This window comes from Streptomyces sp. NPDC000151, from assembly GCF_040301705.1.
Taxonomy (GTDB): Bacteria; Actinomycetota; Actinomycetes; order Streptomycetales; family Streptomycetaceae; genus Streptomyces.
Window position 1 is genome coordinate 74,678 of the sequence record NZ_JBEPFC010000017.1, and the last position, 10,324, is coordinate 85,001.

12 protein-coding genes are annotated in these 10,324 nt (G+C 74.2%); 3 read left to right on the forward strand and 9 right to left on the reverse strand.

Features of this window, described 5'->3' with window-relative positions; translation table 11 throughout:
• Positions 1 to 66 precede the first annotated feature (66 nt).
• Positions 67 to 1,110: a hypothetical protein gene (locus ABT381_RS08445; RefSeq protein ID WP_351589664.1), complete on the forward strand. Its 1,044-nt coding sequence runs from the start codon at positions 67 to 69 to the stop codon at positions 1,108 to 1,110.
• 15 nt (positions 1,111 to 1,125) lie between these two features.
• Here the strand turns inward: ABT381_RS08445 and ABT381_RS08450 are convergent, their stop codons facing one another.
• The 4 genes from ABT381_RS08450 to ABT381_RS08465 are packed head-to-tail and all read right to left on the reverse strand — an operon-like array spanning position 1,126 to position 5,144.
• Entirely contained in the window at positions 1,126 to 2,181 is a 1,056-nt protein-coding gene (locus ABT381_RS08450) for an ABC transporter substrate-binding protein (RefSeq protein WP_351589667.1), read from the reverse strand.
• 31 nt (positions 2,182 to 2,212) lie between these two features.
• Positions 2,213 to 3,037, reverse strand: a complete 825-nt coding sequence (locus ABT381_RS08455) for an ABC transporter ATP-binding protein (protein ID WP_351589670.1) — start codon at positions 3,035 to 3,037, stop codon at positions 2,213 to 2,215.
• Complete coding sequence (locus ABT381_RS08460; protein WP_351589673.1) at positions 3,034 to 4,119, reverse strand: FecCD family ABC transporter permease; 1,086 nt, start codon at positions 4,117 to 4,119, stop codon at positions 3,034 to 3,036. Before ABT381_RS08460 ends, ABT381_RS08455 begins: the two co-directional genes overlap by 4 nt.
• Entirely contained in the window at positions 4,116 to 5,144 is a 1,029-nt protein-coding gene (locus tag ABT381_RS08465; RefSeq protein ID WP_351589676.1) for a FecCD family ABC transporter permease, read from the reverse strand. Before ABT381_RS08465 ends, ABT381_RS08460 begins: the two co-directional genes overlap by 4 nt.
• Positions 5,145 to 5,284: 140 nt before the next feature.
• Between ABT381_RS08465 and ABT381_RS08470 the strand changes: the two genes are divergently transcribed.
• Complete coding sequence (locus ABT381_RS08470; protein WP_351589678.1) at positions 5,285 to 5,917, forward strand: HAD family hydrolase; 633 nt, start codon at positions 5,285 to 5,287, stop codon at positions 5,915 to 5,917.
• On the opposite strand, the gene ABT381_RS08475 is transcribed toward ABT381_RS08470, so the two are convergent.
• Positions 5,887 to 6,168, reverse strand: coding sequence for a hypothetical protein (locus ABT381_RS08475; protein WP_351589681.1), 282 nt, complete (start codon positions 6,166 to 6,168; stop codon positions 5,887 to 5,889). The two genes, ABT381_RS08470 and ABT381_RS08475, sit on opposite strands and share 31 nt — an antisense overlap.
• Positions 6,169 to 6,349: 181 nt before the next feature.
• Between ABT381_RS08475 and ABT381_RS08480 the strand changes: the two genes are divergently transcribed.
• The gene (locus ABT381_RS08480; RefSeq protein WP_031056479.1) at positions 6,350 to 6,733 is read left to right on the forward strand and encodes a cold-shock protein; all 384 of its coding nucleotides are present in this window, start codon (positions 6,350 to 6,352) and stop codon (positions 6,731 to 6,733) included.
• A 53-nt stretch (positions 6,734 to 6,786) separates the two neighbouring features.
• Here ABT381_RS08480 and ABT381_RS08485 read toward each other — a convergent pair whose 3' ends face one another.
• The 4 genes from ABT381_RS08485 to ABT381_RS08500 form a co-directional block, all read right to left on the reverse strand.
• On the reverse strand, positions 6,787 to 7,638 hold the full coding sequence (locus tag ABT381_RS08485; RefSeq protein WP_351589685.1) for a 1,4-dihydroxy-6-naphtoate synthase: 852 nt from the start codon (positions 7,636 to 7,638) through the stop codon (positions 6,787 to 6,789).
• Positions 7,635 to 8,363 (reverse strand): futalosine hydrolase, encoded by a 729-nt coding sequence (locus ABT381_RS08490; RefSeq protein WP_351589687.1) that lies wholly within the window; start codon positions 8,361 to 8,363, stop codon positions 7,635 to 7,637. The genes ABT381_RS08485 and ABT381_RS08490 overlap by 4 nt, the downstream gene beginning before the upstream one ends.
• A 29-nt stretch (positions 8,364 to 8,392) precedes the next feature.
• Entirely contained in the window at positions 8,393 to 8,908 is a 516-nt protein-coding gene (locus ABT381_RS08495) for a hypothetical protein (protein ID WP_351589690.1), read from the reverse strand.
• Between the two features lie 73 nt (positions 8,909 to 8,981).
• The coding region (locus ABT381_RS08500) for an MFS transporter (RefSeq protein WP_351589693.1) at positions 8,982 to 10,324 on the reverse strand (1,343 nt) is incomplete at its 5' end.

The window sequence follows — 10,324 nt, forward strand, 5'->3', positions numbered from 1 at the left end:
CGGTATCGGCGGCGCGCGGGGGTACCGTCGGAGCGGCGGGAATCGGCCTGGCGCAGGGGTGTTTCGGTGGGGATCGAGAGTGATCAGCTGGTCTTCGACTATCTGAGCCGGGTCGGGGACCTGGCGCAGGGGCGGGGGCTGACGGCCAGGGAGCGGATGCGGCTCGTCGCGCGGCTGCGGTCGGAGATAGACGCGAGACGCGCCGGGGGCGGCGACGACGTCAAGCGCATCCTCGCGCGGCTGGGCACGCCGGAGGCGGTGGTGACCGCGGCGGTGAACGGCGAGGAGCCGGTGCCCGAGGAGCCGCCCGGCGGCACGGCGGAGCGCAGGCCCGGCGCGCTGCCCTCGCTGCTGAAGCGGCCGGGTAAGGCGACCGCCCTGCCCGCGCCGCGGGACGGCGCGCAGCCGATGGTGCCGCAGCAGGGCGCGGCGCCGCCGCATCTGGCGGGCCTGGACGAGCTGGGCGACCGGGACGCGCTGGACGAGGAGGAGCCGGACTGGTGGCGGGTGGCGGCGGAGCCGTACGCCGCCGGGGAGACCGTGCCGGGGTTCGTCGGCGGGATCGAGATCGCGGAGATACGGCGGCCGCCGGAGACCGACGAGGAGGAGGAAGAGGACGCGGCCGGGACGGAGGACGCCGGGCGGCGCGGGCTGCCGGGGGTGCTGAAGAAGGCCACGGGGAAGGTCCTGCCGTGGCGGCGGGAGGCCGCGGCCGTGCCCGCCGCGGAGCCGGCGGCCGAGGAGGCCGGCGAGGCGGTCGTGGCGCCGCGGCCGAAGCCGAGCCCGGTGCTGCTGCTGGCGGTCGTGCTGCTGGTCGCGGGCGCGGTGATCGGCAGCTGGCTGGCGCTGGCCGCGGGCTGGCTCGTGGCGTACTCCTCGCGCACGCTCTCGCGCGCCGCGGCGAAGTTCGCGGCGCTGGGCGTGCCCGGGCTGGTGTGCGGTTCCGTACTGGTCTGGCTGTGGGGCCGGCTCGCCGGCAAGTGGGGCGAGCCGCTCGCCAAGGGGCAGTTGGGGCCGGAGTTGACCGATGTGCTGCCGATGGTGGTGCGCATCGCGGCCGTCGCCTCCGCGGTGTTCCTGGTGTGGCGGATGCGGCGACGGCCGCGCTGATCCCGTTACGATCCGTTACTTCGTCAGGTCCTTCTGCAGCTCGTCGAGGATCTTGTCGGCGGCGGTGTAGCCGATGCCCTGGAGCCAGAGCTGGTCGGAGACGCGGAAGGCGTGGCCGGTCTTGACGGCCTTCATGTTCTTCCACAGCGCGCCGCCGGTGACCTGGCTCTCCTTGGACTTCTCGGGGCTGCCGTACGCCGAGTAGAAGACCGCGTCCGCGTCGGCCCGGGTGATCTGCTCGGGCCCGACCTCGGTCATCAGGCCGTCCTCGGCGTTCTTCACCACGTCGGTGGGCGCGGTGCCGACGTCGTCCAGGATCGTTCCGAGGTAGCTCCGGCAGCCGTAGACGCGGGTGTCGGCGCCCTCGACGAAGCGGACGACGTTGGTGGTCTTCTCCGCCGCCGCCCTCGCGCCACCGAGCGCGTCGGTGACCTGCGCCGCGTGCTTCTCGTACGCGGCGGCCGCCTGCTTCCCCGCCGGAATCCGGCCCAGCGCGTCGGCGTGGGTGGCGAAGTTCTGCTTCCACGGGTAGCCGGTGGTCTCGGTCATGACCGTGGGGGCGATCTTCTTGAGCTGCTCGTAGCGCTGGCCGTCGCGGACCTTGCTCGTAAGGATGAGGTCCGGCTTCAGCGCCGCGACGGCCTCCATGTCGGGCGACCCGATCGTGCCGACGTCCTTGATGCCGGCGACCTTCTCCTTGGGCAGGTACGCGAGGAACCCGGAGGCCACGTCGGCGTGCGTGGCGCCGACCGGCCGCACGCCCAGGGTGAGCGCGGAGTCCAGCTCGGCGGTGTCCAGAACGACGACGCGCTTCGGATGCGCCGGCACCTTCACCTGGCCCATGGCGGTCGGCACGGTGTGCGCGCCGTCGGCCGGCTTCGCCCACTTCGTCTCGGGCTGGGCCGGGCAGGCGGCGGCCTCGAAGGAGCCGCCGTCGGAGCCGCGGGAGCCGTCGGAGCCGTTCTTGGAACCGACGGCACCGGTGGCGCCGCAGGCGGTCAGCGTGACGGCGGCCGCGGCGAGCACGGTGGCGGTGCGGACGGTGCGCAGGGTGCGGGAGGTGAAGACCATGGCGGCCCTTTCGAGGAAGGGAGCGGGACGGTCAGCCGCCGGCGGGGGACTGCCAGGGCCGGCCGGGTACGACCAGCGGGGAGCCGGTCACGGGGTCGGGGACGACGACCGAGTCGAGGCCGAAGACGTCGCGGACCAGGCCGGCGGTGACGGTCCCGGCGGGCGGGCCCTGGGCGACGATCCGCCCGGCCTTCATCGCCACCAGGTGGTCGGCGTAGCGCGCGGCCTGGTTGAGGTCGTGCAGGACGGCGACGACGGTCCGGCCGCGCTCGTGGTTCAACTGCCGTACGAGGTCGAGTACTTCGACCTGGTGCGCGATGTCGAGGTAGGTGGTGGGCTCGTCGAGCAGGAGCAGGTCGGTCTCCTGGGCGAGCGCCATGGCGATCCAGACGCGCTGCCGCTGGCCGCCGGAGAGCTCGTCCACGGCCCGGTCGGCGAGGTCGGCGATGTCGGTGCGGGCCATCGCCTCGGTGACCGCGCGCTCGTCCGCGTCCGACCACTGCTGCCACCAGTGCTGATGCGGCTGGCGGCCGCGCGCGACCAGGTCGGCGACGGTGATCGCCTCGGGCGCGGCCGGCGTCTGCGGCAGCAGGCCGACCGACCGGGCGATCTTCTTGGTGGGGAGGCGGGCGAGGTCCGTACCGTCCAGGAGCACCGCTCCCCGGCGCGGCTTCAGCAGCCGCCCCAGGGCCCGCAGCAGGGTGGACTTGCCGCAGGCGTTGGGGCCGACGATGACGGTGACGGCGCCGTGCGGCACGTCCAGGTCCAGGCCGTCGACGACGGTCCGGTCCTCGTAGGCGAGGGTCAGGCCGCGGGCGGTGAGTCTGCTCGCGGTGCGGTCGCCGGTCGTGGTCACGCGCTTCCTCCCGCGGCACGGCGGCGGACGCTGTGCCCTCGTACGAGCAGATGGATCAGGTACGGGGCGCCGATGGCCGCCGTCAGCACGCCGACCGGCAGCTCGGTCGGCGCGAAGAGCATGCGGGCCGGCAGGTCGCCGAGGACCACGACGCACGCGCCCAGCAGCGCCGAGCAGAGCAGGGGTATCTGGGCGGTGCGGGTCAGCCGGCGGGCGATCTGCGGCGCCAGCAGCGCGACGAAGTCGACCGGGCCCGCGGCGCCGGTGGCGAGCGCGGCCAGCAGGACGCCGAGGGTCGCGAGGCCGAGCCGGGTGCGGCCCAGTCGTACGCCGAGGGCTGTCGCGGTGTCGTCGTCCATCGAGACGGTGCGCTGCGCGCGGGCCGCCCACAGGACGCAGGGGAGCAGGACGAGCAGCGACCAGCCGAGCGGGACGGCCTCGGCCCAGCCCCGGCCGTTGAGCGAGCCGACCATCCAGACCTGGGCTTTTTGCGCCACGAGGTAGTCGCCCTTGGTCAGGAACAGTTGGGTGACCGAGCGCAGCGCGACGGCGATGCCGATGCCGATCAGGACGAAGCGGGTGGCGTGCAGGCCGCCGCGCCAGGCGAAGAGGTACACCAGCGCCGCGGCGAGCAGGCCGCCCGCGACGGACAGGTACGGCAGTACGGCGGAGGAGCCGACGCCGAAGGTCAGCGCGCCGACGGTCAGCGCGCTCGCGCCCTGGGTGATGCCGATGATGTCGGGGCCGGCGAGCGGGTTGCGGGCGACGGTCTGGAGGAGCGCGCCGGCCAGGCCGAAGGCGGCGCCTGCCGGCAGCCCGACGCACAGCCGCGGCAGTCGCAGCGTGCCGACCACCAGCTCGTGCGGCGAGGGCTGCCCGAGTAACACCTTCAGTACGTCGCCGGGCGCCACGGAGCGCTCGCCGAGCGAGAGGTACGCGACGCAGGCGGCGGCCAGTACGGCGGCGAGCACGGCGGCGACGGCCGTGGCCCGCCGGTGGACCAGGAAGGCGGCCGGGCCGGCCCGCAGCAGCGCGTATCCGGCCGGGCGTATCGGAGCCGGAACGGCTGAAGTGGAGGTCATGCGGCCACCGCCTTCCGCCGGACCAGGGCGACCAGGAACGGGACGCCGATCAGGGCGGTCATCACCCCGGCGGGCACTTCCGAGGGCGGGAAGAGGAGCCGGCCCGCGGTGTCGGCGACCAGCACCATCACCGGGCCGAGCAGCGCGGCCATCGGCAGTACCCAGCGGTGGTCGCCGCCGACGAGCGCGCGGGCCAGGTGCGGCACGGCGAGGCCGACGAAGGCGACGGGCCCGGCCGCCGCGACGCCCGCGCCGGTCAGCACGGCGGCGCCCAGCCCGCCCACGATCCGTACGGTGGCGACCTGCCGGCCGAGCCCGCGTGCGACGTCCTCGCCGAGCGCCAGGGCGTCCAGGCCGCGCGCGACGGCCAGTACCAGTACCGCGCCCACCAGCAGGAACGGCCAGATCTGCGCGGCCACTGCGGCGTCCCGGCCGGTCAGCGAGCCGACCTGCCAGAAGCGGAACTCGTCCAGCGCGGCGGCCTTCGTGGTCAGCACGGCCATGGTCACCGCGACGAGCAGCGCGTTGATCGCGGCGCCGGCCAGCGCGAGCTTGACGGGGGTGGCGCCGCCGCGGCCGCGCGCGGCGACGGCGTACACGAAGACGGCGGCGAGCGCGGCGCCGGCGAAGGCGATGCCGACGTAGCCGGAGAGCGAGTGGACGCCGGCGAAGGCGATGGCCAGCACCACGGCGGCCGAGGCGCCCTGGCTGATGCCGAGGATGCCGGGGTCGGCGATGGGGTTGCGGGTGATGCCCTGCATCGCCGTGCCGGCCAGCGCGAGCGCGGCGCCGACCAGCAGCCCGACGAGGGTGCGCGGCAGCCGCAGGAACAGCACGACCTGGGCCGCTTCGCTGTCGCCTCCGTACAGCAGCGCGTCGATCACCTCGCGCGGCGGGAAGGCGCGGCTGCCGACCGCGAGGGAGAGCAGCACCGCGAGCAGCAGGGCGAGCGCCGCCGCGGCGGTCCAGCGGATGCGGCGCCGCACCAGAGGGCTTCTGGGGCTGCCGGCCAGGGCGACTGACATCGGTTCCCTTTCGCGGGGAGCGCGGTGTTCAGACGGGTGCGTACGCAGACGTGCGGAGGCGTACGCCTGCAGAGGCTGAAGGTAAGGCTCCGCTAAGTGTACGGATCGTGGCCGTGTGTGCCAGAGGCACAATGGGTGCCATGGCCACGCATACCTTGACGGTCGGATTCGACCTCGACATGACCCTGATCGACTCCCGTCCGGGCATCAAGGACGCCTACGCCGCGCTCTCCGCGGCCACCGGTACGTACATCGACACCGACCTCGTGACCACCCGGCTCGGGCCGCCGCTGGAGCAGGAGATCCGCAACTGGTTCCCCGAGGATCAGGTCGCCGAGATCGCCGACCGTTACCGCGCGCTCTACCCCGAGCACGCCATCACCGGCACGCTCGCCATGGAAGGCGCGCGCGAGGCGATCGCAGGCGTCCAGCGCCTCGGCGGCCGCGCCATCGTGGTCACCGCCAAGTACGAGCCCAACGCCAAGCTGCACCTGAAGCACCTGGACATCCACGCGGACGCGGTCGTCGGCTCGCTGTGGGCCGAGGGCAAGGCCGAGGCGCTGCGCGAGTACGGCGCGAGCGTCTACGTCGGCGACCACACCGGCGACGTGCGCGGCGCCCGGGCCGCCGACGCGCTCTCGGTCGCGGTGGCCACGGGCCCGTGCTCCGAGGAGGAGCTGCGGGCGGCCGGCGCGGACGTCGTCCTGCCCGGCCTGGCCGCCTTCCCCGCCTGGCTGGAGAGCTACGTCGCGGCGGAGGCCTCGCGCGCCTGACGGCGCTGGGCCGCGACCGACCGCAGCACGCCTGCGGCGGCGATCAGGAAGCCCGCGCCCATGAGCATGCACACCCAGTAGAAGACCCAGGGCAGTGGGGCGGAACCGAGGAAAAGGGGCGTCATCGTCGCGAGAGTGGCGAAGGCGCCAATAAGGAACACGATCGCGCCGATCCGGACGAGCAGGTCCCCGGCGCGCGGACCTTCGGGGGTCGCCGGGGCCGCGCCCCGGACGGAAGGATTGTCAGACACACGACCAGGGTAAGTCCCCGGCCGGAAGCGCTGAGGAACCACCCGGCGACGTCTTGTCACCAGGCCCCGGACCATTAGCCTTGGGTAGCGGCGGGTCGCAGACCCGCTGCACTGCTATCCAGAGCTGTTGTGTGCGCAGCTACCCCATGTTTTCCCGACGAGTACGAGGACGAGGACAGACGTGCCTACCGGCAAGGTCAAGTGGTTCAACAGCGAGAAGGGCTTCGGCTTTCTCTCCCGCGACGACGGCGGTGACGTCTTCGTGCACTCTTCGGTGCTGCCCGCCGGCGTGGACGCACTCAAGCCGGGCCAGCGCGTCGAGTTCGGCGTGGTGGCGGGCCAGCGTGGTGACCAGGCGCTTTCGGTGACCCTCCTCGACCCCGCGCCCTCGATCGCGGCCGCCCAGCGGCGCAAGCCCGACGAACTGGCATCGATCGTGCAGGACCTCACCACGCTCCTGGAGGGCGTCGCGCAGCAGTTGGAGCGCGGGCGCTACCCGGACAAGGCACACGGCGGCAAGATCGCGGGCATGCTGCGCGCGGTCGCCGATCAACTGGACGTCTGAGCAGGGCCGCACCGCTTCGGACAGGCCCCCGCGGTCTCCCGCGGGGGCATCCGTCATACGAACTTCAGCGCATCCGGGGCGAGGGGCGGTACGAGCCCCTCGGCCGCGGCACGGGTGAGCAGTCCGCGCACCGCCGCGTAGCCGTCCTCGCCCAGGTCCGCGCTGAACTCGTTCACGTACAGGCCGATGTGCTGGTCCGCGACGGCCGGGTCCATCTCCTGCGCGTGCGCCAGGACGTAGTCGCGCGAAGCCTCGGGGTCGTCCCACGCCATGCGTACGGACGTGGTGATCGTGCGGGCCAGCTCGCGCAGCCGCTCCTCGCCCAGCGAGCGCTTGGCGATGATCGCGCCGAGCGGGATCGGCAGCCCGGTTGTGGTCTCCCAGTGCTCGCCCATGTCGGCAAGGCAGGTCAGGCCGAAGTTCTGGTACGTGAAGCGGGCCTCGTGGATGACCAGTCCGGCGTCGACGAGGCCGTCCCGCACGGCGGGCATGATCTCGTCGAACGGCATGACCTTGACCTCGCCCACGCCGCCGGGCACCTGGTCGGCGGCCCACAGCCGGAACAGCAGGTAGGCCGTGGAGCGCTCGCTGGGCACCGCGACCGTACGGCCCGCCAGGTCGGCGGGCGTCGCCGCGTCCCGGGTCAGCACGAGCGGGCCGCAGCCGCGGCCCAGCGCGCCGCCGCACGGCAGCAGCGCGTACTCGTCCAGGACCCAGGGCAGCTCGGCGTAGGACACCTTCAGCACGTCCAGCTCGCCGCGCTCGGCCATGCCGTTGGTGAGGTCGATGTCCGCGAAGGTGACCTCGGGCGCCGGGGCGCCGGGGACCTTGCCGTGCGTCCACGCGTGGAAGACGAACGTGTCGTTCGGGCAGGGCGAAAACGCGATCCTGAGCGCCTGGCTCATGGCGTGCTCCTTGAGGACAGGGCTCGCGGCAGATCGGCGAAGGCGGCGGTGAGGGCGGCGAGCGCCTCCCCGATCCGCCAGGCGGCGCGGTCCCGCGGGCCGACGGGGTTGGAGATCGTACGGAGTTCCAGCACCGGCACGCCGTGCGCGGCGGCGGCCTCGGCGACGCCGAAGCCCTCCATCGCCTCCGCGAGCGCGCGCGGGTGGCGGGCCAGCAGCTCCTTGGCGTGGGCCGCGCTGCCGGTGACGGTGGAGCCGGTGAGGACGGTGCCGGGCAGCGCGCCGGTGGCCGCGGCGACGGCCGCGACCAGGTCCTCGGGCGGGCGGTGCGCGTCGGTGCCGAAGCCCAGCGCGGTGACCGGCACGAAGCCGTCTGGGGTCTCGGCGCCGAGGTCGGCGGCGGCGATCTCCTCCGCGACGACGAGCGAGCCGACGGGCGCGCCGGGCGCGAAGCCGCCGCCGATGCCGGCCGAGACCACGAGGTCGTAAGCGCGGCCGCCGAGCGCGGCGGCGGTCAGCGCGGTGGCGGTGCCGGCCGCCGCGGCGGCCGGGCCCACGCCGGCGGCGAGGGCGTCGAGGGCGTACGGGCCCTCGGCGGAGTCGGGCTGCCCTGTGCGGTGCAGCGCGAAGCCGCCCGGTACGGGGATGCTCTCAGGCTGTCCCGCCGTCGCGGCGGTGACCGCGTCGCGTTCGGCGGGGACGGCGGTGACGACCAGGATGTGCATCAGGGGACCGGGCGGCTCGGGTGCGGCACTCAGGACGAGGCGCGGTTGAGCTTGATGTTCCAGATGCCGGTGTACTTGCCGCCCTTGGACGTCATGATCGAGATCGTCGTGGAGTCCGACATCTGGCGGGTCTGCTGGTTGTAGAAGACCTGGTCACCGTCGACCGAGGTGTAGGTCTGCTTGCTCAGGCTGGTCATCGGCATGCCGTTGGACATCGCGATCCACCCCTGCTCGGCCATGTCCGGCTCGACGCCGAGGCGCACCTTGTCGCCAGGGTGCACGGTGAGCGTCTGGTCCGGCTCGGAGGTCAGGCACTTCTCGAACTTCGCCTGCTCCGCCTTGTCCTTGGCGGTGAGGTCGCCGAGGGTCTTGCCGTCCTCGTAGCAGGAGGCTTCGGCGGTGACGCTGTCCTGGCCGGCGGTCACGGTGGCCCGCGGCGTGGGCTGGTCACAGGCGGAGAGGACGAGAAGTCCCAGGGACACGGCGCCCGCGGCGGCGGCGGCACGGCGGCCCTTGCCCCGGAGCGAGGAGGAGAACGCGGTCATGCGGGCAGGCTATCTGGCCGCCGGGCCCGCACGTCGCGCGGGTACGGTGCGTGCCGCGCCCGGTGGCCTCCGGTTACGCCACGCGGGCGCGCGCCGGACCGTGCCGACGGTCCGCCGTGAGCAGTGCCCGCACGGTCGTCGCCGCTGCCAGGGCCAGTACGGCCGAGGCCACCGCCAGGCCCAGTACGCCGTGCAGCGGCAGCGCGATGCCCAGCCCGCCGCCCACCACCCACGACAGCTGCAGCACCGTCTCGGACCGGGCGAACGCGGACGTACGGAAGGATTCCGGCACGTCCCGCTGGATCAGCGCGTCCAGCGACAGCTTCGCGAGCGCCTGGCACAGCCCGGCGGCCGCGGCGGTGGCGGTCACCATCACGCTCGCCAGCACGGCGTAGAAGGCCGCGGCGGTGACCGTGACGCCCAGGGCCAGCGCCAGCACCACCGCGATGATCACCTCCGGGCCGCGGGCCCGCAGCCAGGCGCCGATGGCCGTGCCCAGCGCGTTCCCGGTGCCCGCGGCCACCGCCACCAGCCCCAGCGACAGCGCCGGGCTCAGCCCGCCCAGCGGCTGCTCGCGCAGCAGGAACGCCAGGAAGAAGGTGAGAAAGCCGGACAGCGCACGAAGCGCGGAGTTGGCCCGGAGGCCGTGCAGGACGGAGCGGCCGACCGTCCGCAGCCCGGGCCGGGGGCGGCGCGCCCGCTGCCCCGCCGCCAGGGGCGCCGGCGCCTCGCCCCGCGCCGAGTCGACCTTGTGCGGCAGCGAGAAGGACAGGAACGTTCCGGCGGCGAACACCAGACACCCGCCGTACAGCGGCCAGGCCGGGCCGAGCAGGTGCAGCCCGGCGCCCAGCGGGGCCGCCACGCCGGTGGCCACCAGTCCCGCCAGGGTGACCCGGGAATTGGCCTTCACGAGCGAGAAGCGGCGGGGCAGCAGTCTGGGCACCACCGCCGAGCGCACCACGCCGTACGCCTTGGAGGACACCAGCACGCCGAGCGCGGCCGGATACAGCTCCAGGCCGCCGGTGGCCACCGCGCCCGACATGGTCAGGGCCAGTACCGCGCGGGCCAGCATCGCCCCGGCCATCGCGGCGCGCCGGCCGTGCGGCACCCGGTCCAGCAGCGGCCCGACGACGGGCGCGAGGAGGGCGAAGGGGGCCATGGTGACCGCGAGGTACAGGGCCACCCGGCCGCGCGCCTGGTCCGTGGGGACGGAGAAGAAGACGGTCGAGGCGAGTGCGACGGTGATCAGCATGTCGCCCGCGGAATTCACCGCGTGCAGTTCGATCAGCTTGCCGAGGCCCGACTCGCCCGCGCCGTGCGCGTGTGTCGCCCGGCGGACGCCGCGCCCGGCGGCGGCGAAGGGCCGGCGCACGGCGGTCCCGGCGGCCCGGCACGCGCGGCCCGCGCGCCCCGCGG

Bases quoted from the DNA above. Each gene is read 5' to 3' on its own strand.
- ABT381_RS08450 (WP_351589667.1), bottom strand. From the start codon at position 2,181: ATGGTCTTCACCTCCCGCACCCTGCGCACCGTCCGCACCGCCACCGTG.
- ABT381_RS08470 (WP_351589678.1), top strand. From the start codon at position 5,285: ATGGCCACGCATACCTTGACGGTCGGATTCGACCTCGACATGACCCTG.
- ABT381_RS08495 (WP_351589690.1), bottom strand. From the start codon at position 8,908: ATGACCGCGTTCTCCTCCTCGCTCCGGGGCAAGGGCCGCCGTGCCGCC.
- ABT381_RS08460 (WP_351589673.1), bottom strand. From the start codon at position 4,119: ATGACCTCCACTTCAGCCGTTCCGGCTCCGATACGCCCGGCCGGATAC.
- ABT381_RS08465 (WP_351589676.1), bottom strand. From the start codon at position 5,144: ATGTCAGTCGCCCTGGCCGGCAGCCCCAGAAGCCCTCTGGTGCGGCGC.
- ABT381_RS08490 (WP_351589687.1), bottom strand. From the start codon at position 8,363: ATGCACATCCTGGTCGTCACCGCCGTCCCCGCCGAACGCGACGCGGTC.
- ABT381_RS08485 (WP_351589685.1), bottom strand. From the start codon at position 7,638: ATGAGCCAGGCGCTCAGGATCGCGTTTTCGCCCTGCCCGAACGACACG.